This window comes from Agathobaculum sp. TL06 (assembly GCF_054658635.1).
The window spans coordinates 80,737-105,900 of the sequence record NZ_BAAGGY010000009.1; the positions used below are offsets into that span (position 1 = coordinate 80,737).

The following is a 25,164-nucleotide window of genomic DNA, read 5'->3' on the forward strand; positions in this document are numbered from 1 at the left end:
CTCCATCTCCTCTCATCGCAGCGTCTTACCCACATGCTTTTCCGCTTCCGCCAGATTGAGCATCAACATCTTGGAAACACCCTGCTCCTGCATGGTGACGCCGTACAGCATATCGGCCTCTTCCATGGTGCCGCGGCGGTGCGTAATCACGATGAACTGCGTCGCGCCGGCCAGCCGGCGGATGTACTGCGCGAACCGCGCGACGTTCACATCGTCCAGCGCGGCCTCGATCTCGTCCAGCACGCAGAACGGTGTGGGCCGCAGCTTGAGGATCGCGAAATACAGCGCAATCGCAACGAACGCTTTTTCGCCGCCCGAAAGCAGCGTCAGCGTCTTGACCGCCTTGCCCGGCGGGGAAACCCGAATATCGATCCCACAGTTCAGGATATCCGAGGTATCCGCAAGCTGCAGCTCCGCATGACCGCCGCCGAATATCTCGCGGAACGTCTGCCCGAAATAAGCGTTGAGCTTGGCGAATTCCGAAGCGAAAATTTCTTTCATATTGACGGTCAGCTGTTCAATGACCTTGTAAAGCTCTTTCTGCGCTTTTTCCAGGTCGTCCTTCTGCCCGCCCATAAAAGTATACCGTTCGAGCGCCTGCCGGTATTCCTCCACCGCGTCCAGATTGACGTTGCCGAGCGCGCGCATCCTGCCCCGCAGGGACTGCACCTGCTCTTTCGCCGCGGGTACGTCCTCCAGCGGGCGCGCGGCCTCCCGCGCGGGCGTGGGCGTCAGCTCATAGCTTTCCCACATTTTATCCAAAATCTGCGCTTCCTCGTTTTTCAGCTGCACCGAACGGTTCTCCAGCCGCGCGGATTCCCGCTCAAGGCCCAGTATCTCTTCATTTTTCCCCTGCGCCTCGCGGTCGACCTGCGCGCGTTCGCCCTCGACCCGTTCGCGCTGCTGCATCTGCGCGGCGATCTGCCCGTTCAGTTGTGCGGCCGCCGCACGGTTCTCCTCTTCCGCGTCCTGCGCGCGGGACAGCGCTTCGGTCAGGCGGGCGATTTCCTCCTCAAAGCCGGCGATGGTTTCCGCGGAGCCCGAAACCCCTGCGTCCAGCTCGGACTTGAGCCGCTCCAGGTCAGCCAGCGCGCGCGCTTCGCTCGCGGCCTCCGAGCGGTTCTCCGCCAACTCGGTCTGCACCGACGCGGTCTGCGCCGTATGGCCGGCCGCCTGCGTGTCCAGCGCTTCCTGCGCGGCGCGGCATTGTTCCACCGCCGCCTCTGCGTTCGCGAGCGCCTGCCGCGCCTCGTCCTGCTTCTGTCCGCACTGAGCGATTGTTTCCTGATATCGCTGCCTTGCCGCGGCAAGGTTATCCCGTTCGAGCACCAGCCCGTCGTACTGCGACTGCAGGCTTTCCAGCAGCGCCCCGTGCTGGGAAACCGACGCGCGCAGCCCCGCTTCCTCCTGCGCGGCGCGGGCGCGCTCCGCCTCAATCGCCTTCAGGTCGTAATCCAGCGCCGCCAGCTCTTCCTTTGCCGCATGGAACGCGCGTTCCGCCTCCTGCTTCTGCTTTTCGAGCGCCTTTGCCTGCTCCTGCGCGGCGCGCAGCCTGCCCGCGCGCGCAAGCGCGCCCGTACCGCGGGAGGCCGAGCCGCCCGTCATCGCGCCGCCGGCCTGGATTACCTGGCCGTCCAGCGTCACGATGCGGAAGCGGTGGCCATACGTCCTGGCGAGCGCCAGGGCGGTATCCATATTTTCGCACACCACCGTGCGCGCAAGCAGGTTTTGTACGATGGCCGCATAGCGCCCATCAAAAACGACCAGACGATCAGCGGTTCCAAAACAGCCTTTCTGCGTCTCCAAGCCGTTTTCCCGCAACAAATTCGGCCGGATTGTGTCGAGCGGCAGAAAGGTTGCGCGCCCGCCGTCCGTGCGCTTCAGGTATTCGATGCACCGTTTGCCATCCGACGCCGTATCCACCACAATGGAGGACGCGGACGCGCCAAGCGCCGTATCGATCGCGGTGACAAACCGTTCCTCCGCCGAAAGCAGCGCGGAAACCGGCCCATGCACCCCGCGCATCGCGCCGCGCTCCACCTGCTGCATGATCGCCTTGACGGAGCGCGAAAAACCTTCGTAATCGCGCTGCATGTCGGACAGCATCTTCACGCGGCCCTGCACCTCGGTCAGCGCCGCCGCCGCCTTTTCCAGCGTTTCCCGCAGGGCCTCCACCTTTTTGCGGCGGCTTTCCGCTTTCAGCGCCACGCCCTGCACCTTATTTTTCGCCCCCGCAAGGGTATCCAGGCAGCCGCGCATGCGCTCTTCCAGCTCGTCATGCGCGTCCCGTTCCGCTTCCAGACGCCTGCCCGCGGCTTCAATGTCGGACACGATCGTCCCGCGCCGTCCGTCCATGCCGGCCAGACCGGTTTCCGCCGCCGTGCGGTCGATCTCCAGCGCATGCAGCGCGTCCTGACGCGCCGCACGCTCCTGTTCCGCGCGGTGCAGCGCGCGCTCAGCCTGCTCCCGCTGGGCGGCCTGCTCGTCTCCCTGCCGCTTCAAATCATCCAGGCGCGCGGCCAGACCCGCCCGCTGGGCATCCAACAGCTCGATACGCGCGCGCCGTTCGGCAAGCTGCGCGCCAAGCCCTGCGGCCTGCTCGGCGCGCTGGGCGCTCTCCCGCTCGGCGCGGTCGATGTTATCCCGATTGTTCTGGATGTTCGCTTTGAGCACCGCCGCGCGGCTCGCCTGCTCGGCGGCGCGCTGCTCCGCCTCGCGGAGCTGCTGGCGCAGGCGGTCGGAAGCGCGGTCGATGCCACGCATTTCCTCAGAAAGCCGCTCCGACCGTGCGTAAAGCGCTTCCTGTGCTTTTTTCTCCTCCGCAAGCTGCGCGGCGCAAGCCGCTGCGTCCTGCGCAAGCTTTGCGGTATCCTCCTTGATGCGGTCGAGCGACAGCAGCCAGAGCGAAATCTCCAGCACACGCAGCTCGTCACGCAGCAGCAAATACTGCTTTGCCTTTTCCGCCTGTTTTTCCAGCGGCCCGACCTGGCGCTCCAATTCATCGTACAGGTCGCGGATACGGGTCAGGTTATCCTCCGTAGCGGCGAGTTTGCGTTCGGCCTCCTCCTTGCGGTAGCGGAATTTGGTGATGCCCGCGGCTTCCTCAAATATCTCGCGCCGGTCCTCGCTCTTGAGCGACAGGATCTCGTCGATGCGGCCCTGCCCGATGATGGAATAGCCATCGCGCCCCAGTCCGGTATCCATAAACAGCTCATGGATATCGCGCAGGCGGCAGTGCTTTTTGTTCAGAAAATATTCGCTTTCCCCCGAACGGTAATAGCGTCGGGTGACCATGATCTCGGTGAATTCCGACCGGAATATACCCTCGGAATTATCCAGGATGAGCGAAACCTCGGCAAAGCCGACCGGTCCGCGCCTGGCCGTTCCGCCGAAAATAACGTCCTCCATCTTGGCGCCGCGCAGGGAACGGGAGGACTGCTCGCCCAGCACCCAGCGGATCGCATCCGAAATATTTGATTTTCCCGAACCGTTCGGTCCGACGATCGCCGTTACGCCGCCGAGGAAATTGATCTCGGTTTTGTCCGGAAAAGACTTAAAGCCCTGTAAAACCAGGCTCTTCAGAACCATGTAGCACCTCAAAGATATATATGGTATTATTTTACCACCGCGCGGCTTTTTTTTCAATGCGCAGCGCGATAATTTACAGCTTAGCCATAAATCGCCCGCACTGGACAGACGCGTTCCGCCATGCTATGCTGGTAGGCAGGAGGCGAAGCACATGAATGAAAGGGAGCAAACGGTCCGCCTGTGGTTTGATATGTGGCTGCAGGCAGAGGATCGCGGCATTATGTCTATTTTTGCGCCGGACTGCATATACACGGAAAGCTGGGGGCCGGAGTACCACGGCGCGGCACAGGTCAAGCACTGGTTCGAGGAATGGAACGCGCGGGGTCGGGTGCTGGTCTGGGATATCCTCCGGTTTTTCCATACGGAAAGCCATACCGCAGTCGAATGGCGCTTCAAAAATCAGATGCTGGACGGACGGGCGGAGGAATTCGACGGTTTTTCGCTCATCCGCTGGACGGCGGACGGCAAAATCGCTTCGCTCAAGGAGTTTGGCTGCAATATCCACACCTATGACCCATATGCGGACGGCCCTGCGCCTCGCTTCCGGCAGGAAGGCGCGCGCTGGTTTTAACCCCGTTCTGTCCAAACAAAAACTGATCTCGGAACCAGGCGTCCACCCTTTCCGAGATCAGTTTTGTTTCATTAAAAACAGCTTGAGCACCTCTTCCGCCAGCTTAAGCTCGCGCGCGGAGCAGCGGTCAAGCATATCCCGCACCGCCGACGCATCCCCGCGCGGCTCGCCCTCACCCAGCACGATGTACTCCATCGGCAGGTGCATGGCGCGCGACAGCTTGATCAGCGTATCCAGTGACATTTGCGACGTGCCAACCTCAAGCTGGCCGTAATAGCCCATCCCGATATCCGCCAGCTCCGACATTTTCTCCCTCGTCAGCCCCAGCTCGGTCCTGCGCTGGCGCAGGCGGTGGCCCATATCGATCAACTGCTGTTTCTGCATTATTTTTCAGCACCTCTTTTTTGTTATTGTAAAACAGATGCCCTTATGTTAGAATATGTTATAAGATATCTTTTTATGTTATCTATTGTTTCTTTGGATTGCCTCTGTGCAAGGAGATGCCCCATGAAAGACAGCAGCGCAGAAAAACCCAGGGCCGAAACCGCCGAACAGGACCTCCGCGCGCTCGCGGCGGTGATCGCGACCGTGACCCGTCTGATCGGCGGAACGGGAAAAAAGCCGGAATAAAGCCGCAAAAGCGCCCCGAGCGATCGGGGCGCTTTTGTACTCTATTCCCTTACACTGGCGGCCGTCACGCTTCCCCCATCATTTCCAGGGCTTTTTTAGCCGCCATCTGCTCGGCCTCCTTTTTGCTCCGTCCGGTACCGGACGCGAACACATTGGAATTGAGCAGCAGCTCCATCGTAAAGCGCTTATCGTGATCCGGTCCGGACTGGCCGGCCAAACGGTATTCCAGCGTTTCCTGCTTGTTCTTCTGCACGATCTCCTGCAGGATGGTCTTATAATCCTTGAACGCGCCGCCTGCCAGCGCGAGCTCCACCTTTTTCGGGATAAAGCGCAGCACGAACGCGCGCGCGGGCTCGATACCGCCATCCAGGAAAATGGCACCCAGCAGCGCCTCGGTCGCATCCGCCAGAATGGACGGCCGCCCGCGGCCGCCGCCCGTTTCTTCCCCATGACCCAGCCTGATCTGTTCCGGAATACCGAGTTCCCTCGCGATCTCGCACAAGGCGCCCTCGCATACGACCGCCGCGCGCAGCTTGGTCAGTTCACCCTCCGGCAGATCCGGATAATGCGTGAACAGGTAGTCCGCTGTAACGAAGCCCAGTACGGAATCGCCAAGAAACTCCAGCCGCTCGTTATGGTGGAGATGACTGCCCCTATGCTCGTTCGCATAGGAGGTATGTGTCATCGCTGTTTGGAACAGCGTTACATCCTTAAACTTATAATTCAGCTCCAATTTCTTTCACCTCGCTTTCCAAACCGTCCCCTCCGGCCGGCAAGCCGGCGGGCAGCGTACAGCCGCTCATTCGACGGTCATATATGCTATGTTTTCCGAAACCGCGTCGATCATACCCGATTTTGTATAGGTGATCGCCTGCCGAACGGCGTTCATCACCGCGATCTCATTGGAGGAGCCGTGCGCCTTGATAACCGGCTTGGCGATCCCCAGGAACGGCGCGCCGCCGACCTTGTCCTGATTGAACAGCTCGCGGAAATCGTCCATACCCTTTTTACAGGCCAAATAGCCCAGCTTGGTCGCCAAATTGCGCATGAACACGGTTTTGATCTCGCCCGCCATAAACTTGGCCACGCCCTCGATGGTCTTAAGCATCACGTTGCCCGAATACCCGTCGCACACCGCCACGTCGCACGCGCCGAGCGGCACCATGCTTCCCTCCACGTTGCCGACAAAGTTGAGCCGGCCCTCGTCGCCCGCCTTTTTGAGCAGGGTGTACGCCTCCTTACGCAGCGGATCGCCCTTGGTGTCCTCCGTGCCGTTGTTCACTAGGCCGACGCGCGGGCGGTTGACCCCACCTATCTTCTCCGCATACAGCGAGCCGAGAAACGCGAACTGCAGCAGCATCTCAGCCGTGCATTCGGTGTTCGCGCCCGCGTCGCACAGCATGACCTGGCCTCCCTTGCAGGGCATGACGGGCGCGAGCGCGCCGCGCCGGATGCCCTTGATCCGGCCGCCGAACAGGGTCGCGCCCGTGAGCAGGGCTCCCGTGTTGCCCGCGGAAACAAGCGCGTCGCCCTCACCCGCTTTGAGCAGCTTGAACGCCACCGCCATCGAGGAATCCGGCTTTTTGCGCAGCACAGTCGCCGGATCGTCGTGCATATCCACCAAGTCGGAGGCAGGCATGATAGTCACGCCCTGCGTATCCTGCAGCCCCTTCTCCTTCAGGACCGCCTCGACCGTTTCCGACCGGCCGACCAGCAGCACTTCCTCGCCATATTCCCGCGCAGCCAGCGCGCCGCCCCAAACGGCGGACTCCGGCGCGTTGTCGCCGCCCATTGCATCCACGATGATTTTCATGTCAAAGCTCCCCTTTCAGACTGTCGATTTTTGCAAGCGCCCGCTCGGAAATCTTCAGGTTTTTTTCCCGCTTGCCCTTGATTTTATAACCCAGCGGCTCAATGATGCCGAAATTGATGTTCATGGGCTGGAATTTTGTTACCGTATGATCCGAGATGTAGCATGCCAGCGCACCGACCGCAGTCTGCCGGTCCAGCGCAGGCATGGGCCTGCCCTGTGTTTCGCATGCGGCGGCCACCCCCGCCGCCCATCCCGAGGCGGTGGACTCGATATAGCCCTCCACGCCGGTCATCTGCCCGGCAAAGCGGATACGCGGATCTGCCCTCAGCGCGTAGGTCGCGTCCAGCAGGCGCGGCGAATCCAGGAACGTGTTGCGGTGCATCACGCCGTAGCGCATGAATTCGGCGTTTTGGAGCGCTGGGATCATGGAGAACACGCGCTTTTGCTCGCCCCATTTGAGGTGGGTCTGGCAGCCGACCAGGTTGTACAGCGTACCCTGCGCGTTGTCGCGCCGAAGCTGAAGCACCGCATACGGATCCCTGCCCGTCCTGGGGTCGGGCAGGCCGATGGGCTTCAGGATGCCGAAGCGCAGCGTATCATACCCGCGGCGGGCGTTGACCTCGATGGGCATACAGCCCTCGAACACCTTGGAATCCTCAAACCCGTGAACCGGCGCTTCCTCGGCCGTGGTCAGTGCGTTCCAGAACGCGTCGTACTCCTCGCGGTTCAGCGGGCAGTTGATATAGTCCGCCGTACCCTTGCCGTAGCGCGAGGCCGCGTAAGCGGAATCCATGTCGATGCTCTCCGCGGTCACAATGGGCGCGGCCGCGTCGAAAAAGTGCAGGAAGTCCCCGCCCACCTTGCGGTGGATGGCCTCAAACAGCGCGTCCGAGGTCAGCGGGCCGGAGGCGACGATTACTCTGCCCTCCGGTATCTCGGTCACTTCGCCGGATATAATCGCAATGTTCGGATGGGACTTGATCTTCCCGGTCACCGCGCGGGCGAACGCCTCGCGGTCAACTGCGAGCGCGCCGCCCGCTTCCACGCGGTGCGCGTCCGCGCAGGCGAGGATCAGGCTGTCCAGCCGCCGCAGCTCCTCCTTGAGCAGGCCTGCGGCGTTGGTCAGTTCGTCTGACCGCAGCGAATTCGAGCAAACCAGCTCGGCGAAATCGTCCGCGTGATGCGCCTCCGAGCGTTTTTCTGGCTTCATCTCATGCAGGCGCACGTTAACGCCGCGCTGCGCAAGCTGCCAGGCCGCTTCGCAACCCGCCAGCCCCGCGCCGATCACCGTTACAAACTCACTCACCGGCGGCCTCCTTTGCCTTGATAGACTTACGGGCCTTTGCCTTTGCCGCTTTCTCTGCGGCTTTTTCTGCCTCGTATTTCTCCAGTGCCTTGGCGTACTGCGCCTGCTGGGCCTTGGTCAGCGCCTGCACATCCTCGTCCTTCAGCTTTTTGAAGCGGTTCGTGGTCTTGGTCATCCACGGCACCTGCTTTTTTGCCGCAGGCTTTTTCGCCGCGGCGGGCTTTTGGGCTGGCGCGGCTTTTTTCGATGTCTCTCCGCCCTCGCCCGCGGCTTCCGCCGCTGCCTTGGCCGCCGCGCGTTCGGCTGCTTTCGCGGCGCGCGCTTCGCGGCGCTGGCGGTTCTTTTCCGCCTCCTCGGGCGGCAGGCCCTCCTTAACCAGCTCGGTATAACCGCAGCCCTCGCGCAGACACACGTCCGTGACCTCCTTGGAGTCGCGGTCGGTGTGGCGGAACAGCGAGGAGTCGCAGTTCGGGCATTTGCTTCCCAGCGGCTTATCCCAGGTCATGAACTGGCACTCCGGATATTTTTCGCAACTGTAATACACATAGCCGCGCGCGGATTTCTTTTTGACCACCTTGGCCCCGCACACCGGGCAGGCCGCGCCGGTGTCCTCGGTGATGGGCTTGGTATTGGTACACTCTGGGAAGCCCGGGCAGGCCAGGAACTTGCCGAAACGGCCGGACTTGATAACCATATTGCGGCCGCACTTTTCGCAGATCACATCCGTGACCTCGTCCTTGATCTTGATGCGTTGGCCCTCCAGATCGATCTCGGCCTGCCCCAGCGCCTTTTCAAAGTCGTCATAGAAATTGTGCAGGAGCTGGATATAGTTGAGCTTTCCCGCCTCTACTTCGTCGAGCTGCTCCTCCATATTGGCGGTAAACTCATAATCCGCGACCGACTTGAACTCGTCCACCAACAGGCCGGTTACGCCCTCGCCGAGCGGCGTAGGACGCAGCGCCTTGTTCTCCTTGGTCACATAGTCGCGGTCGAGGATGGTGGAGATAGTCGGCGCATAGGTGGACGGGCGGCCGATGCCGCGCTCCTCCATCGCACGGATGAGCGAGGCCTCGGTATAGCGTGCGGGCGGCTGGGTGAAGTGCTGCGACGGGTCGAGCTTTTCGACCGAGAGGGTGTCGCCCTCCGCAAAGCGCGGCAGGGGCTTGCCCGCCTCGCCCTTCTTCTCGTCGTCCGTGCCTTCCTCGTAAACCGCGGTAAAGCCGGGAAAGGCTACCGTGTGGCCGGAGGCGCGGAACACCTGCCCCTCGCACACAATATCCGCGGAAACCGTGTCCAGAATCGCGTCCGCCATCTGGCAGGCGACAAAGCGCGACCAGATGAGCTTATACAGCTTGTACTGGTCGGGCGAGAGGTACTGACGGATCTCGTCCGGCAGGAGCTTGACGTCGGACGGGCGGATGGCTTCGTGCGCGTCCTGCGCGTTCCCCTTGGTCTTGAACACGCGCGGCTTGCCGGGGTAGTACTCGTCCCCATAGCGGCCGCGGATAAAGCCGGCGGCGGCAGCGGTGGCCTCGTCGGCCAGGCGCAGCGAGTCGGTACGCATATAAGTGATCAAACCGGTCAGTCCGAACTCGCCCAGCTCGATGCCCTCGTACAGCTCCTGCGCGATGCTCATGGTGCGGCGCGGGGTCATGTTGAGCTTGCGGCTGGCCTCCTGCTGTAAGGTGGAGGTGATGAACGGCGGCGCGGGCGTGCGCTTTTTCTTGCCGCGCTTGATCTCACCCACGGTAAAGGGCTTGCCGGATACCGCGTCCACGACCGCCTGCGCTTCGGACTCGTTTTTCAGCTCGGCCTTGCCGGTCTGGTCGCCGTAGTAGCGCGCGGTGAAGCGGCCGCCGTCCGCAGTTTGCAGCAACGCCTCGATGGTCCAGTATTCCTCGGGTACGAACGCGCGGATCTCGTTCTCGCGGTCGACCACCAGGCGGGTGGCCACGCTTTGCACGCGCCCCGCGGACAGGCCGCGCTTGACCTTGCGCCACAGGAAGGGCGACAGCTCGTAGCCCACGATGCGGTCCAAAATGCGGCGTGCCTGCTGGGCGTTGACCAGATCGATGTCGATATCGCGCGGATGCTCGATGCCGTACTTGACCGCAGGCTTGGTGATCTCATTAAAGGTCACGCGCTTGGAATCCTTTTCCTTGAGCTTGAACAGCTCCTTGATATGCCAGGAGATCGCCTCGCCCTCGCGGTCCGGGTCGGTCGCGAGGTACACGAAATCGCTTTTGCGGATCTCGCTGCGGATTTCCTTGATAATTTTATCCTTTCCCTCGATCGGCACATATTCCGGCTTGAAATCGTGCTCAAAATCGACGCTCATTTTCTTTTTCGGCAGATCGCGCAGATGCCCCATCGACGCCTTGACCACATAGTCCGAACCGAGGTATTTGCCAATGGTCTTGGCCTTGGCGGGGGACTCCACGATGACTAATTTTGACATAAAAACCTCCAAAGCATGGTTTTGGAAAGCCGGTCGGCGTCCGGTTTTCCAAGGCCGCTCGCAAGGCGGCTATTTCTGCGCGCCTGACGGCGCGTTTGATGCGATCCCTGGGCAATGCGGCGGCTTTCACCTGCCGCCCATTACCAGCCTGCCCTTTTCGCGGCGCAGGACGCCGTCCACCTCCAGCATGGTGACCAGCGCCATCACGCGCGGCGCGGGCAGGCCGCAGCGTTCGATCAGCTCCTCCGGCGTCGATACGCCCTGCTGCACCAGCTCCGCGATGCGGCGCTCGTCGCCGCGCAGCGTTTCCGGCAGGGCTGCCGGCGCCTGCTTCTGACCGGTCTTTGCCTGCGGCTCCTGTTTATTGCCGCCCGATTCAGCCGCCCGCTCTGGCGCCGCCGGACGCATGCCGGCCTGCCGTCGGGGCGTCTGCTCGGCACGGCGTACCGCCGGAGGCACACGCAGCAATCCGTTATAGGCGCGGACCAGCGCCTGCGGGCTGCGCAGCAGTGCGGCTTCGCCTTTCTCGATCAGTTCATTGCACGCCTTGGACTGCGGCGCGTCCAAAGCGCCGGGTACCGCGTATACGTCGCGCCCCTGATCGAGCGCGTGCCGTGCGGTAATCAGTGCGCCCGAGCGGTAATCCGCTGCCTCCACGATCACCGACGCGACCGAAAGACCGCTGATGATGCGGTTGCGGTCATGGTAATGCGCGCCTTTCGGCTCGGTGCCAGGCGGGTATTCGCTGACGACCGCGCCGGACAGCAGGATATCCCCCATCAGCCCCCTGTGGCGGGGCGGGTAGCACACATCCACGCCGCCCGCCAGCACGGCGACCGTCAGCCCGCCTGCGCGGAGCGCGCCGCGGTGCGCGGCTCCATCATTTCCCAGCGCCATCCCGCTGACCGTGATAAATCCCGCGCGCGCCAGCGCCGCGCCGATGCTTTCCGCAGTCTGCAAGCCATACGCGGTCGCTTCCCGCGTGCCGACCACGGCGATGCCGGGCGTAACGTCAAAATCCGGCCACCTGCCGCGCACATACAGCACCACAGGCGGGTCTGCGATCGCACGCAGCCGGTCAGGATAGGCGCTGTCGCCGGCCGTGATAATCTGGATCCCCCGTTCCGCGCATTCCCCGATGATCTGTTCCGCTTCCGAGGTGTCCTTATCGCATAATGCGTCGACCTGCGCCTTGCACAGTCCGCAGGGCGCGGCTGCCAGCGTTTTCCGATCCGCGGCATACAGCGCGTCCGGCGAGCCGAACGCGCGCAGGGCCTCCGCAGCCGCGCGCGGACCCAGCCCGCGCCGCAGGGAAAGCCATACATAACTCAGACGTGACGGCATACTGCACGCCTCCTCATTTTGTCATTTCATAAATCACGATAGCCGCCGCCACGCCTGCATTGAGCGACTCGGCGCGGCCCGCCATCGGAATAATCACCCGTTTGTCGGACAGGTTGAGCGCGTTCTGCGAAACGCCCCTGCCCTCGCTGCCGATGATGACCGCCGCCCGTTCGAGCGGCACGGTGTCCAGCGGCACGCTGTCCGCATGCAGCGCGGTCGCATAGACCGCAAGCCCCGCTTCCCTCAACTGCTCCACCGCATCTGCGAGCGGCAGCTGCACGCACGGCAGGCGGAACACCGCGCCCATGGTCGAGCGCACAACCTTGGGGGAAAAGGGATCGGCACAGCCCTCGCACAACACGACGGCGCCGAGCGCGAACGCTTCGGCGGTTCGTAAGATCGTGCCAAGGTTGCCCGGGTCCTGCAGCCCGTCCAGCAGCAGCACCTGCCGTTTTCCCTGCAGGTCGTGCGCCCCCCACTGCGGCTGGCGGCATGAAAACACCACGTTCTGCGGCGTTTCCACATCACTTGCCAGTCCGAACAGAGCGTCCGCCGCGCAGTACAGCGCGGCCCCCTGTTCCGCCGCCTGGTCAAGCAGGGCGTCCTGCCAGCCCTCCCGCGCCAGAAGGGTTTTCACCCGCGCGCCGGAGGCCAGTGCTTCCCGAAGCATTTTCTCTCCCTCGCACAGCATTTCCCCCGTGCTCCTGCGGTACTTCTTTTCCCGTCCCAGCCGCGCCAGATGGCGGAGCGCGGCGTTCTGGCGGCTCTGAATCACGGTCAATTCATTTCCACCACCTTGTTGACATTGTCATTCGTTCCAATCACGATCAGGACGTCGTCCGGCCCTATGATCTGATCGGCCGCAGGCGATACGTTCACACGGCCGCCCTCGCCGTGCCGGATCGCCAGCACGTTAATCAGATACCGCGCCCGCACATTCAGCTCGCCAAGCGAATGCCCGATCCAGCTTTTGGGGGTGTGTATCTCCAGAATGGAGAAATCATCCGAAACGCCGATATAGTCCACAACATTGGTGCGCGCGAGGCGCTGCGCCAGCCGCTGCCCCATTTCGATCTCGGGCAGCACCACGCGGTCCGCGCCGACGCGCTCGAGTACGCGCGCATGGATGGGCGCTATCGCCTTGGCAACGATATACCGCGCACCCAGCTCCTTGAGCATCACCGTGATCAGAATGCTGGCCTCCATATCCGCGCCCACGGCGACCACACAGCAGTCAAAATTGCGCGCGCCCACCGAGCGCAGCACCGCTTCGTCCTGTGCATCACCCTGTATGGCCTGCGTGACCTGATCCGAAATATTCTGGACGTTTTCCGCGTCGATATCGAGTGCAAGCACCTCCTGCCCGAGTGCTGACAATTCCTGCGCGACCGACGCGCCAAAGCGGCCCAGCCCAATTACCAAAAAAGATTTCATCACAAAGCCCCTTATCCATCGATATCTTCCCACCGCGCACTGCGCGGCGTCAATTCCATAAAACCCTGGCTTTATCCCACCATCACATTGCCCTCTGGATACTGCAGCTTGGGCGGCTCCCTGTGCCGCATCAACACAGTCACACCGAGCGTAAGCACACCCACGCGGCCCAAATACATCAGCACAATTAAAATCAGGCAGGAGGGCGTGTGCAGCGCCGGCGTCAGCCCCATGGTCAGGCCGACCGTACCAAACGCGGACACCGCCTCAAACAGGCACTGATGCAGCGGCGCGCCTTCGATATAGGCGATCGCACAGGCGCCGCTCAGACTGACCACTACGCCGACGATCAGCATGGTGACCGCGTTCATGATGCTGCGCGGTGTGATCGTGCGCCCGAACGCCGACACCGTGATCCGCCCGCGCAGCGCGGAAATCGTAGACAGCAGCAGCACCGCCGCCGCGACCGTCTTAATGCCGCCCGCCGTGGAGCCCGGCGAACCGCCGATCAGCATAAGCAGGCAGGAAACCGCCTGTGCCGGCCCGCTGAGCGCGGCCTGGTCGATCGTATTATACCCCGCCGTGCGCAGCGTGACCGATTGGAACGCCGCGGCGAGCACCTTTTCCGGTCCGGAAAGTGCGCCCAGCGTCCGCGGGTTGTTCCATTCAAACAGCAGCGTCAGCCCGAAGCCCAGCAGCAGCAGCGCCGCCGTTGTCACCAGCACCAGCTTGGTATGCAGGCGGAAATGCCGGAAGCTGCGTTTATCCCAGATATCGCCCCAGACAAAAAAACCCAGGCCGCCGATCACGATCAGCGCCATGATCGTCAGGTTGACCAGCGGATCCCCCACATAATCGACCAGCGATAAAAACGGCGCGTCCGGCGTTCCCAGCAGGTCAAAGCCGGCGTTGCAGAACGCGGACACCGAATGGAAAACGCCCATCAAAAACCCTTTGAAAAAGCCGAACTGCGGAATAAAGCGGCAGGACAGAATGACTGCGCCCGCCGCCTCAAACGCAAAGGTTCCGTACAGCACGCGCCGCGTCAGCCGGACGATGCCTGCGTTGTCCGTCAGGTTCAGGCCCGCGCTCATCACCATGCGCTCGCGCAGCGTAATGGTGCGGTGCGTCAGAAACGACGCGATGGAGGCCAGCGTCATAAATCCCAGGCCGCCGATCTGAATCAGCAGCAGGATGACCGCCTGGCCAAAGCCGGACCAATGCGTCGCCGTGCCGACCCGTATCAGGCCGGTCACGCAGGTGGCGGAGGTAGCTGTGAACAGCGCGTCCAAAAACGGCGTGGCCTCCCCGCTGCGCGCCGAGACCGGCAGGGCGAGCAGCACGGCCCCCGTCAGGATAATGGCGAGGAAGCCCAGCGCCATGACCGTTGTCGGTCGCATGCGGCGCATACGGCGGTTATGCAAATGCAGGCGGTTCATTCCCGAATCCCCTTTAGATACCAATATACCGAAAGCCTGAACGGTTCCGTCCAGGCTTTGCAAAGCGTTTTTTTACTCCATGCCGATGGGCTTCATCGTGGGGAACAGAAGCACGTCGCGGATGGAAGCGGAGTCGGTCAGCAGCATGACCAGGCGGTCGATGCCCATGCCCATGCCGCCCGTCGGCGGCATGCCGTATTCCAAAGCATTGACGAAATCATCATCCATCATATTGGCCTCGTCGTCGCCCGCGGCGCGCAGCGCGGCCTGGCGCTCGAAGCGCTCGCGCTGGTCGATCGGGTCGTTCAGCTCGGAGAACGCGTTGCACAGCTCCCTGCCGACGACAAAGCACTCGAAGCGCTCGGTCAGGCGCGGGTCGGCGGCCTTCCTCTTGGCCAGCGGCGAAACCTCGACTGGGTAATCCATAATAAAGGTCGGCTGGGTGAGGTTGGCTTCGACAAATTCGTCGTAGCACAGCGCAAGCAGGTCGCCCCAGCTTTCCTTGCCCTTTTCTGTCTCCACGCCCTTAGCCTTGACCGCGGCAAGGGCTTCTTCCGCGTCCATCGCCATAAAGTCCAAGCCGGCGTATTCCTTGACCGCGTCGGCCATGGTCATGCGTTTCCAGCCTTTAGCGAAATCGATCTCCGTCCCCTGATAAGTGACCTTGGTCGTACCCAGCACCTTTTCGCACACATGGACAACCATATCCTCGGTAATGTCCATCATTCCGTGGTAATCGGTAAACGCCTGATACAGTTCGATGGTGGTGAACTCCGGATTGTGCTTGGTGTCCATCCCCTCGTTGCGGAAGATGCGGCCGATCTCGTATACCTGCTCAAAGCCGCCCACAATCAGGCGCTTGAGGTGCAACTCCGTCGCGATGCGCATATACATATCGATATCGAGCGCATTATGGTGCGTGACGAACGGACGCGCCGCCGCACCGCCCGGGATGGTGTTCAGGCAGGGCGTCTCGACCTCCATAAAGCCGCGGGAGTCCATAAAATTGCGGATCTCGCGCACAATAGCCGAGCGCTTTTCAAAGGTATCACGCACCTCCGGATTGACGATCAGGTCAACATAGCGCTGGCGGTAGCGCATATCGGTATCCTTGAGGCCGTGCCACTTTTCAGGCAGCGGCGCCAGGTTTTTGGAGAGCAGCGTCAGCTCATGCACAGCAACCGAAACCTCGCCCTTCTGGGTGCGGAACACCTCGCCCTCCACGCCGATGATATCGCCGATATCGAATTTTTTATAGCCCTTGTAGACCTCATCGCCCACGTTATCCCGCTTGATGTAGAGCTGCAGGCGGCCATACCGGTCGGACAGGTCGGAGAACGATGCCTTGCCCATGATGCGCTTGCTCATCATGCGGCCGGCAAGGCGCACGGTTTTGCCCTCCAGCTCCTCGAAACGCGCGTGGATCTCATTGGTATGATGGTCGCGTTCAAAGCGCACCTGCTGATACGGGTCCGCGTCCGCGGCCTGCAGCTCCGCCAGCTTTTCGCGGCGGATGCGCTTCAGCTCATGCAGCTCCTCTGCAGTCTGCTCGTGCTGCTCCTGTGCCTGATGCTGTTCTGCCATGTCTTTTTTCACCTTACTTTTCTATTTTGATCCTGCCGGATCACTTCTTAATATCCATGATCTGATATTTTACCATGCCGATCGGCGCTTCAACCTCGACCACTGCGCCGACCTTTTTACCCAGCATGGCCTTGCCGAACGGGGATTCATCCGATATCTTGCCCTCCATCGGGTCGGCCTCCTGCGAGCCGACAAAGTGGTATTCCTCCTCCTCGTCCAGTTCGAGGTCTTTCACCACAAAGCGGCAACCGGGCGATACCTCGTCCGCCGCGTAGGTGTCGCCGGAAACGACGACCGCCATTTTGATGATCTCTTCCAGCTCGGCGATGCGCGAATAGAGCTTGCCCTGCTCGTTCTTCGCCTCATCATACTCCGCGTTCTCCGAGAGGTCGCCAAAAGAACGCGCTTCTTTCAATTGCTCCGCCACCTCGTCGGCGCGGGTCGTTTTCAGATATTCCAGCTCTTCTTTATAAGAATCCAGACTTTCCTGTGTCAGCTTGATTTCTTTTGCCATGTTTGCAAACCCTTCTTAATCTTGATAATCGGCGCGAAGCGGCCGTACAGTACTCCTTATTATAGGTAAGGATGGGCGCGCTGTCAAGCGAGCCCGAAGATTTTTGCCTATTTTTCTCGCATCCGCACCGCTTTATGTAAGCAGTTCACAGGCTTTTTGAAGCTGCGGGTCATTTTCCGGTATCAAAAAATAGAAGTCCGCCTGCTGCGCCTCCGTCAGGCCCACCGAAACGTCCGGCGCGACCCCCACGCCGGCCAAGCTGTTGCCCTCCGGCGTATAATACTGCTCGACCGACAGATTGACCGCCGAGCCGTCGGACAGGCGGAATGTCTGCTGCGCCCGCCCTTTTCCGGTCGTGTGCGCGCCGACCAGCGGGCCGCGCCCGTATTCCTGCAGCGCTGCCGCGAAGAATTCCGCCGCCGAAATCGACTGCTCATCCACCAGCACCGCGACCGGCAGGTCGGTCATCTCCGCGTCTGATGAGTACACGGTTTCGCGTCCATCCCTGGTCCGCAGCGTCATGATCGTACCCTCCGGCAGCAGCGGATCGAGCATTTCGCTCATTTCCTTGACGCGGCCGCCCCCGTTGTGGCGCACATCCAGCACCAGCGCACGCGCTCCGTCCGCGATCAATTCGTCCAGCGCGCTTTGGAACTGTTCCGCCGCGCCGACATGGAAATTCTCGATGCGGATATAGCCGATCCGGTCCGCAAGCATTTCTCCCCACGCCATTTTCTGCACCACGACCGCACGGGTCATGGTTTCGTCGCGCGTCCGTCCGTCTTCGTCCGACCGCACGGTCACGGTGACCTCGGTTCCCTCCTCGCCCTGGATCGCTCCGATCACGGCGTCCGCGCCATCCGTCTCGACGGTCAGCCCCTCTGCGCCGACGATCCAATCGCCTTTCCGGATGCCGGCCTGCTGCGCAGGCGACGCATCATATACCAGGCTGACGCGGATGCCCTGCCCCGACGTCACCACGGACACGCCGATGCCGCAGCCCTTGCCCTCCGTATTCATCTGATAGCTTTCGTACTGGTCGGCCGGAATGTAGCCCGACCACTGATCGCCCAGGCCGGTGATGTAGCCCACCGCCGCATAGTCCGCGACTGTCTCCGCGTCAAACGCGCCGACATAGTGTTCGGCGGCGATCGCGTCGATCTCGCGCAGCTTGTTCTGCACCGCCTGCGTGCGCCAGCCGAACGCCGCATAGCAGCACGCGATACCGGCGGCGCAGGCCATCAGGCAGAGCGCCAGCGCCGTTCCCAGTGTGATCTGTGTTTCCCGCAGTTTTTTCATATTCCGCAGCTTCCCTCCAAAAAAAGGAGAGGACGCGCCGCCCTCTCCCCTTATGTATGACTGTTAAAAGTAGCTCTTCGGGTCGACGGTAGAACCGTTGACATAAACCTCAAAATGCAGGTGCGGGCCGGTCGAGTTGCCGGTCGAACCGACATAGCCGATCACCTGGCCCTGTGTGACCACATCGCCCACCGACACCGCGAACGAGCTCTGGTGTCCATAGGCGGTCATCAGACCGCCGCCGTGGTCAATTACCGTATAGTTTCCGTAACCGGAAACCCAGCCCGCGGTGACGACCGTGCCGGACGCCGCGGCCAGGATCTGCGCACCGTAGCCCGCGGGGATATCCTCGCCCGCGTGGAACTTGACCGTTCCATAGATCGGATGAACGCGGTAGCCGTAAGCGGAATTGGTCGTGGTGCAGCTCGGGGTCGGCCAAATCAGCGTGCCGTCGCCCATCGGCACCGAGCCGTTTGCAGCGGACTGGCGGGACAGCTCGGCAATCTGATTGCTGACGTCCTGCATCTCGCTTGCAATACGGTCGTATTCCGCTTCGCTCTCCGCCTTGTAGGCCTCCAGGCTCTCCTGCAGGGCGGCCTGCTCGGCTTCGCTCGCCGCAAGCTCGTCCACCTTATAGCTCAGGTTCTTCTGGTATTCCTTCTGGGAATCCTGCGTATTCTGCAGGTCGTCGCGCTTCTGCTCGATATCCTCTTTCGCCGCCGTATACTCCGCGACCACCTTTTTATTGTAGTCCATCACGTCGGTGATCATTTCGATGCGCGTGAGCATATCGGAAAAGCTGGAGGAATTGAGCAGCACCTCCAGATAGCTCGTGTCGCCCAGCTCATAGGTCGTGCGCACGCTCTTGGCAAACTGCGCTTCCTTTTCGGAAAGCGCATCCTCCGCCACTTCCAGTTCCGAGGTCTTGACGTCGATCTGCTCCTGCAGGCGGTCGATATACGCCTCCACGGTGGTGATCTCTTCCTTTGTCAGGTCGATCTCGCTCTGCAGCGCGTCCCGCGTGGCCTGCACGTCGTTCGCTTCGCGGGTCAGCTCGGCGATCCGCTCCTTCACCGCCGCCTTTTCATCCTCCAGGGTCGACAGCTTATCCCGAAGCGAATCCGCATCCTCCGCCGCGGCCGCGAACGTCAGGCTGGAGGCCAGCATGGAAACCAGCATCGCAACCACCAGGATACCGGCGATTACGCAGGAAATGATCCGCACGGTCCTTTTCTTCATCATAATGTTTCTGCTCCTTTGCTGTTTACCAGGGGGTTACACATTCATAAACTTGCGGATGCTCGTTACCGAGCCGCCGATGCCGAACAGCACGCCCGCGCCAAGATATATCCCCAGCACCAGCATGCGGACGCTGTCAAACGCAGCAACCTGGAAATAGGGGATCACATCGCCGACGACTTGCGCCATCTCGTTATACAGGCCCCACTCGGCGAAAAACGCCAGCCCGCCGGACAGCAGGCCGAGCACCATGCCCTCGATTACGAACGGCCAGCGGATAAACCAGTTTGTCGCGCCCACCATTTTCTGAATGGATATTTCCTCCCTGCGCGCGAACATGGCCAGCTTGACCGTATTGGCGATAATGAAAATGGAGATCAGCGTCAGCGCCACGACCATGGCCAGCGAAATGATATTGAACACCCGCTGCACCTGGATCAGCTTGGAGATGACCTTCTCATCCGCGCGGATACGGTCGGTCCCCTCGACCTGCTGGATCTCCTCGATGGTCTGCTCCGCCTGCGTCGGGTCTTTCAGGGTAAAGATATAGCTGTTGCGCAGCGGATTGTTGCTGGAATCAAAGTCCGCCAGGATATCGGCATCCTCGCCAAGCTGCTGGCGGTAGATTTCCAGCGCCTCATCGCGGTCCTCAAAATCGACCGTCGCGATATTGTCGATCCGCTCGAATTCCGAGGCGAGCGCCCTCGCCTCGCGCGTGGTCAGGCTGTCGTCGATGAACACCACGATCTCATTCGACTGCTGCAGGTCGATAATGCTCAGGTTAATATTATATGCGATCAGCGTGACGGTTCCTGTCAAAAGCAGGCAGGCGATCATGATAATCACGGCCGCGATCGACATGAACCCGTGCTTGAAAATATTGCGGAAGCCTTCCTTCCAGTAGTAACCAAAACTTCTCATAACTGATAGTACCCACCTGTCTGGTCGCTGATGACCTCGCCCTTATCAATGACGACGACACGCTTTTCAAATTCATCCACCAAGCCCTTCTCATGGGTGACGATCAGGACGGTGGTTCCCAATTCGTTGATTTTTTCAAACAGCGTCATCAGTTCGAGCGAGCGCGCCGGATCGAGGTTGCCGGTCGGCTCGTCCGCAATAATCAGCCGCGGGTTATTGACAAGCGCGCGCGCGATCGCAACGCGCTGCTGCTCGCCGCCCGAAAGGTTCAGGGGTTTTTCATGCGCTTTTTCCGACAAACCGACCAGATCAAGCACATACGGCACGCGTTCCTTGATCGCCTTCCCCTTTGCGCCGATTGTACGCATGGCGAACGCGACGTTCTCATACACCGTTTTGCTGTTGATCAGCCGGAAATCCTGAAACACCACGCCGAGCGTGCGGCGCAGGTATGGGATCTGGCGCTTTTTCATTTCACCGATATTGTAGTTATTGACCAGCACCCGTCCCTCGGTCGGCCGCACCTCCGCGGTCAGGAGCTTGATCATCGTCGTTTTGCCGGAACCGGACGCGCCGACCAAAAAGACGAATTCGCCCTCGTCGATGCGCAGGTTTGCTTTGTTCACCGCACGGGTGCCGTTATCGTACACCATGGTGACATCGTTCATCCGTATCACTGGCAGTCCTCCCCGGAGCCTTGCATTTGCAAAAAAAGACAAAGGTGCATGCGCTTCATACACCTTTGCCTATTATAACAGATATTCCCCGATCGCGCAAGACGACAACAACTGCCAATCCGGAACACGATCCGGTTTTTTTCGTGAAATTTTTGTGAACTTTTGCCTTCAGCGGCTGTTTTCCTCACGGCTTGCCAGATATTTGCGCACCATCAGCGCAACCTTGAACACAATCGCGTGGTCAAATTCCCGCAGATCGAGTCCGGTCAGCTTTTTGATCTTTTCCAGGCGGTACACCAGTGTATTGCGGTGTACGAACAGCTTGCGGGAGGTTTCCGACACATTGAGGTTGTTTTCAAAGAACTTCTGGATGGTGAACAGCGTTTCCTGGTCAAGCGAGTCGATCGAGCCTTTTTTGAACACTTCGGACAGGAACATCTCGCACAGCGTGATCGGCAGCTGGTAGATCAGGCGGCCGATCCCCAGGTTTTCAAAGCTGATAATGCTTTTTTCCGTATCAAAAACGCCGCCGACCTCGATCGCGGTCTGCGCTTCCTTAAAGGATTTCGCAATGTCCTTCATCTGCGAGGAAACCGAGCCGATGCCGATCAGGCACTTGACCGAAAGCTCGCTTGCGAGCGTCTCCTCGATGCTTGCGGCGATCTTGGCCAGATCCCTGACCTCGCTGCCCGACTTGACCTCCTTAACGACGACGATATCGCTTTCGGATATGTGCAGGACGAAATCCTTCTGCTTATCCGGAAACATGCCGGATACGACATCGATCGCCGCCACATCCGCAGGGGACTGCTGCCGCACCAGGAATACGACGCGCGGCACGTCGTTGCCGAAATGCAGCTCGCGGGATTTGATGTAGATATCGCCCGGGAGGATATTATCCAGGATAATGTTTTTTACGAACGTCGCCTTGTCATGTTTTTCGTCGTAAAGCGTTTTGATATTATTGATGGATACCGCGACAAGCGAACAGATGCTACGCGCAAGCTCATCCTCGCCCTGCACGAAAACGGCATATTCCAGCCGGGTAGACCGCTCTCCGGTAATATGGTAGGTATAGCCGCCGAAGCGCACGATCTCGCCCGCAAACCCCAGCTCGGTGATCGCTTCCTCACGCATTTCGCCGATCCGAGGCAGGTCGGTACACGCAACGACCGCGCCGCTGGCGTCCACAATACCAATGGTACGGTCCACCGTGTCCTTCATCTGCAAAACAATCGACTGGAACAATCTCGAAGCCATTTCCATCACCTTTCCCGTCTTTTCCGCCTGTGGCGGTCATAATAGTTTCTCCCGAAAACGCTTATTTCCTTGCTTAGCATCCCCAGCTCTGAACATTCTTCACAAGAAGCCGGTATTCCCTCTGTGCATTTTAAGTAATTATATCACAGAGTTCTACATTTTTGTACAAATTTTTTCAAAATTTTTTGGCAAATTTTTCAGCCGCCCTGTTCATCTTCCGGCTCCTGCCGCAACAGGGCAACCTCCTCCTCCCGCAGAAGCCGGTATTCCCCCGGCGCGAGCCTCGGATCGAGCGCCAGGCCCCCCAGCCTGACCCTGCGCAGGTGCGCCACTACCCCGCCGGCCGCCGCAACCATCCGCTTGACCTGATGGTATTTCCCCTCCTGCAGCGTGATCCGCACACATTGCCCGCACACCGCCGGAAGGTGCTCCAGCTTGGCCGGGCGGCAAACCGTACCGTCCTTCAGCGTCATGCCCTGCGCGAAGCGCTGCGCCGCGTCTTCGGCCAGCTCCCCCTCGATCTCGGCCTCATACACCTTGGAGACATGCCGCGCCGGACTCATCAGCGCATGGCTGAGCGCCCCGTCGTCCGTCACGATCAGCAGCCCCTCGGTGTCCTTATCCAGCCGTCCGACCGCAAACAGGCCCCGCCGCTCGTTCTCCGGAAAAAGCCCGAGCACGGTCGGGTGCCGCGCGTCCCGACTCGCCGTGATCACACCGGCGGGCTTATTGAGCATGTAATACCGCTGCGCGCGGTAGCGCTGCACCTGTCCGTCCACAGAAACTGCCGCTGTCTCCGGATCGAGCTTGGCCGCCGGATCGCGGACCACCTGCCCTTCCACAGACACACGGCCGGCGCGGATGAGCGCCTGCACTTCCTTCCGGCTGCCGCAATTGAGGTGGGTGAGCAATTTATCCAAACGCATCTGGGCCATTTTGTGCCTCCCGACAACCCATTACTGGCTATAGCATACCACTTTTTCGCATATTGCACAATAGGAAAATGCAAAAAAAGTGCAATCCCCTGAAAGTCACCAATAGGTGTCCTAAACCCTACCGTGTTTTTTCGTGGAATTGCACAGTCAAGTAAAAACGCGCCCGCACGGGCGCGTTCGGGCGCGTTATTCCGGCATCTCGGTAATACCGTGGACGAATCCGTCCGCTTCCGGCGCGCTGATATCCGCGGCGATCAGCCGGTTGCGCCGGACCAGCAGGTTGGCGACAACCCCCTCCTGTCCGGTCGGGTATTCGAGCAGCTCGTAGGTATAGAGCGTCGCTCGTTTCCCCTGATAGGGCGTCAGGTCCAGCCCCTGCCCAAGCTGAATCGCGTTGTACGCCTGGTATGTGTCGTCAAAGGTTTTGGGGATCTGCACCTCGCGCTCACTACGCGGCTCCGGCTCCACTTTCCAGCCGTAGCTTTCCAGCAGCGCGACACGCTGCTCGTTGTTTTTCAGCTTTGTGTCCAGGTCCACCTCGCCGGCAGCCGCCTGCGCATCGACCGTTTCCGCCGCCTTCGGCATAAGTGCGGTCACGCCCAGCACCACCGCGCCGATCACCAGCACGCCCGCTATCGCTTTCTTTACTGACACCTTGGTTGCATAAACGATCATGGCATTGTCCCTCCTGCTTTTGCTCTATCCTATGCATCCCGAGCGCAAAGCAGAACAGGCTTTTCTCCGTCTCGCACAAAAAAACAGGCTGCCGCATGCCGGCGGCAGCCTGTCGAATTTGTTTATTGCACCTGCGCCGCGATCTCCTCCGCCAGCGCCTCCAGTGCGGCGAGCTGACCCTCCGCCAAAGCGGACTTGAGCGCAACCGCGCCTTCCAGCACGGTCATGTTCTTCATGCTTTCCAGCGTGGTCCGCATATGCTTCGCGGAAACCGGCGCCCATGTGCCATTTTCCAGCAGCGCCACCGTGCGGTTCTGCAGGTTCAGTGCTTTTAGGTCCGCCAGATACGCCTCCATACGGGGATACAGCCCCCCGTTGTAGGTCGGCGCCGCCAGCACCAGATGGCTGCAGCGGAAGCTCTCCGCGACCAGCTCGGATACATCGGTTTCCGAAACATCATACATCGCGATGTTGCGCACGCCTTTTTCCGCCAGCAGGCCGGCCAGTACATTGGCCGCGTTTTCCGTATTGCCGTACAGGGTGGCGTAAGCGATCAAAACCGCCTTATCCTCCGGCTGATAGGTGCTCCACAACTGGTATTTTTCCAGCAGCAGCGCCAGATTCCCGCGCCAGACCGGTCCGTGCAGCGGGCAGATGGTTTCGATATCCAGCGCGGCCGCCTTTTTCAGCAGCGCCTGCACCTGCGCGCCGTATTTACCGACAATGTTGGTGTAATACCGGCGCGCGTCGTTCATCCACGCGCTGTCGAAGTTGATTTCATCGTCAAAAATATTGCCCGCCAGCGCGCCGAACGTACCGAACGCATCCGCGGAAAACAGGAGCTTGTGCTGCTCGTCATAGGTGACCATAACCTCCGGCCAGTGAACCATGGGCGCCATGATGAAATGCAGCGTATGCTGGCCGGTGGAAAGTTTGTCCCCCTCGGCAACGACCAGCGCGCGGTCTTTCGCATCCAGGCCGTAGAACTGCGCCAGCATGGACAGCGCCTTCGCGCTGCAAACGATTTTCGCCTCCGGATAGCGGCGCAGCATTTCGTCGATCAGGCTGCAGTGGTCCGGCTCCATATGCTGAACCACCAGATAGTCCAGCGTGCGCCCGCCCAGCGCATATGTCACGTTTTCACAGAACAGGCGGCCGATCGAATCGTCCGCCGTATCGAACAGCACGGTTTTTTCGTCCAGCAGCACATAGCTGTTATAGGATACACCGCGCGGAATCGGGAATAAATTTTCAAACCGGCTCAGGCGGCGATCACTGCCGCCAACATAGATGAGATCGTCCTTGATCTTTCTGGTACTGTGCATCGCACGACACCTCCGAAATAATTTCTGTTAAAATTGTAACATATAATTTTACAGTCGTCTACCCTGCCAAAACAAACGAAAGCACAAAAAACAGGGCAAAAAACCTGCGGCTTTTGGCGTCGTTCATACTTTATCGTCTCCAGCCCGCCGCA

Annotated in this window: 22 protein-coding genes; 2 read left to right on the forward strand and 20 right to left on the reverse strand. The window is 60.6% G+C overall.

Annotation, left to right across the window (positions count from 1 at the left end; translation table 11 throughout):
• Window positions 1–12: 12 nt before the first annotated feature.
• Window positions 13–3,588, reverse strand: a complete 3,576-nt coding sequence (gene smc / locus ACYQ3S_RS07040) for a chromosome segregation protein SMC (RefSeq protein WP_459688119.1) — start codon at window positions 3,586–3,588, stop codon at window positions 13–15.
• A gap of 151 nt (window positions 3,589–3,739) precedes the next feature.
• Between smc and ACYQ3S_RS07045 the strand changes: the two genes are divergently transcribed.
• Window positions 3,740–4,159 carry a nuclear transport factor 2 family protein gene (locus ACYQ3S_RS07045; protein WP_459688120.1) on the forward strand — a complete coding sequence of 140 codons (420 nt, stop codon included), beginning with the start codon at window positions 3,740–3,742 and terminating at the stop codon, window positions 4,157–4,159.
• A gap of 57 nt (window positions 4,160–4,216) precedes the next feature.
• Here the strand turns inward: ACYQ3S_RS07045 and ACYQ3S_RS07050 are convergent, their stop codons facing one another.
• The gene (locus ACYQ3S_RS07050; protein ID WP_186949810.1) at window positions 4,217–4,543 is read right to left on the reverse strand and encodes a helix-turn-helix domain-containing protein; all 327 of its coding nucleotides are present in this window, start codon (window positions 4,541–4,543) and stop codon (window positions 4,217–4,219) included.
• Between the two features lie 123 nt (window positions 4,544–4,666).
• Here ACYQ3S_RS07050 and ACYQ3S_RS07055 point away from each other — a divergent pair, with 123 nt between their 5' ends.
• Window positions 4,667–4,789 (forward strand): hypothetical protein, encoded by a 123-nt coding sequence (locus tag ACYQ3S_RS07055; protein ID WP_459688121.1) that lies wholly within the window; start codon window positions 4,667–4,669, stop codon window positions 4,787–4,789.
• A 64-nt stretch (window positions 4,790–4,853) separates the two neighbouring features.
• Here ACYQ3S_RS07055 and rnc read toward each other — a convergent pair whose 3' ends face one another.
• From rnc to ACYQ3S_RS07145, 18 genes are all read right to left on the reverse strand, one after another.
• Entirely contained in the window at window positions 4,854–5,522 is a 669-nt protein-coding gene (rnc, locus tag ACYQ3S_RS07060; protein ID WP_054326115.1) for a ribonuclease III, read from the reverse strand.
• 66 nt (window positions 5,523–5,588) lie between these two features.
• On the reverse strand, window positions 5,589–6,602 hold the full coding sequence (plsX, locus tag ACYQ3S_RS07065; RefSeq protein ID WP_459688122.1) for a phosphate acyltransferase PlsX: 1,014 nt from the start codon (window positions 6,600–6,602) through the stop codon (window positions 5,589–5,591).
• A 1-nt stretch (window position 6,603) separates the two neighbouring features.
• Window positions 6,604–7,908 (reverse strand): methylenetetrahydrofolate--tRNA-(uracil(54)-C(5))-methyltransferase (FADH(2)-oxidizing) TrmFO, encoded by a 1,305-nt coding sequence (gene trmFO, locus ACYQ3S_RS07070; protein WP_107630715.1) that lies wholly within the window; start codon window positions 7,906–7,908, stop codon window positions 6,604–6,606.
• Window positions 7,901–10,366: a type I DNA topoisomerase gene (gene topA, locus ACYQ3S_RS07075; RefSeq protein ID WP_459688124.1), complete on the reverse strand. Its 2,466-nt coding sequence runs from the start codon at window positions 10,364–10,366 to the stop codon at window positions 7,901–7,903. Before topA ends, trmFO begins: the two co-directional genes overlap by 8 nt.
• 126 nt (window positions 10,367–10,492) lie before the next feature.
• Window positions 10,493–11,710 carry a DNA-processing protein DprA gene (gene dprA, locus ACYQ3S_RS07080; RefSeq protein WP_459688125.1) on the reverse strand — a complete coding sequence of 406 codons (1,218 nt, stop codon included), beginning with the start codon at window positions 11,708–11,710 and terminating at the stop codon, window positions 10,493–10,495.
• A 13-nt stretch (window positions 11,711–11,723) separates the two neighbouring features.
• Complete coding sequence (locus ACYQ3S_RS07085) at window positions 11,724–12,485, reverse strand: TrmH family RNA methyltransferase (RefSeq protein WP_459688156.1); 762 nt, start codon at window positions 12,483–12,485, stop codon at window positions 11,724–11,726.
• 2 nt (window positions 12,486–12,487) lie between these two features.
• Complete coding sequence (locus tag ACYQ3S_RS07090) at window positions 12,488–13,144, reverse strand: potassium channel family protein (RefSeq protein WP_459688126.1); 657 nt, start codon at window positions 13,142–13,144, stop codon at window positions 12,488–12,490.
• Window positions 13,145–13,215: 71 nt separating this feature from the next.
• A complete protein-coding gene (locus ACYQ3S_RS07095) occupies window positions 13,216–14,583 on the reverse strand; it encodes a TrkH family potassium uptake protein (protein ID WP_459688128.1) in 1,368 nt (455 codons plus the stop codon).
• A 72-nt stretch (window positions 14,584–14,655) separates the two neighbouring features.
• A complete protein-coding gene (lysS, locus tag ACYQ3S_RS07100; protein WP_459688130.1) occupies window positions 14,656–16,167 on the reverse strand; it encodes a lysine--tRNA ligase in 1,512 nt (503 codons plus the stop codon).
• A 40-nt stretch (window positions 16,168–16,207) separates the two neighbouring features.
• Window positions 16,208–16,681 (reverse strand): transcription elongation factor GreA, encoded by a 474-nt coding sequence (greA, locus tag ACYQ3S_RS07105; RefSeq protein ID WP_054326109.1) that lies wholly within the window; start codon window positions 16,679–16,681, stop codon window positions 16,208–16,210.
• Between the two features lie 132 nt (window positions 16,682–16,813).
• A complete protein-coding gene (locus ACYQ3S_RS07110) occupies window positions 16,814–17,980 on the reverse strand; it encodes a S41 family peptidase (RefSeq protein WP_459688131.1) in 1,167 nt (388 codons plus the stop codon).
• Between the two features lie 63 nt (window positions 17,981–18,043).
• Entirely contained in the window at window positions 18,044–19,222 is a 1,179-nt protein-coding gene (locus ACYQ3S_RS07115; RefSeq protein ID WP_459688133.1) for a murein hydrolase activator EnvC family protein, read from the reverse strand.
• A gap of 33 nt (window positions 19,223–19,255) precedes the next feature.
• On the reverse strand, window positions 19,256–20,140 hold the full coding sequence (gene ftsX / locus ACYQ3S_RS07120) for a permease-like cell division protein FtsX (protein WP_459688134.1): 885 nt from the start codon (window positions 20,138–20,140) through the stop codon (window positions 19,256–19,258).
• Entirely contained in the window at window positions 20,137–20,817 is a 681-nt protein-coding gene (ftsE, locus tag ACYQ3S_RS07125; protein ID WP_054326105.1) for a cell division ATP-binding protein FtsE, read from the reverse strand. Before ftsE ends, ftsX begins: the two co-directional genes overlap by 4 nt.
• A gap of 168 nt (window positions 20,818–20,985) precedes the next feature.
• Window positions 20,986–22,077, reverse strand: a complete 1,092-nt coding sequence (locus tag ACYQ3S_RS07130) for a PucR family transcriptional regulator (RefSeq protein ID WP_459688136.1) — start codon at window positions 22,075–22,077, stop codon at window positions 20,986–20,988.
• Between the two features lie 197 nt (window positions 22,078–22,274).
• Window positions 22,275–23,012 (reverse strand): pseudouridine synthase, encoded by a 738-nt coding sequence (locus ACYQ3S_RS07135; RefSeq protein WP_459688138.1) that lies wholly within the window; start codon window positions 23,010–23,012, stop codon window positions 22,275–22,277.
• A 186-nt stretch (window positions 23,013–23,198) separates the two neighbouring features.
• Window positions 23,199–23,687 carry a DUF4830 domain-containing protein gene (locus ACYQ3S_RS07140; protein ID WP_459688140.1) on the reverse strand — a complete coding sequence of 163 codons (489 nt, stop codon included), beginning with the start codon at window positions 23,685–23,687 and terminating at the stop codon, window positions 23,199–23,201.
• Between the two features lie 122 nt (window positions 23,688–23,809).
• Complete coding sequence (locus tag ACYQ3S_RS07145) at window positions 23,810–25,012, reverse strand: FprA family A-type flavoprotein (protein ID WP_459688141.1); 1,203 nt, start codon at window positions 25,010–25,012, stop codon at window positions 23,810–23,812.
• Between the last annotated feature and the right edge of the window lie 152 nt (window positions 25,013–25,164).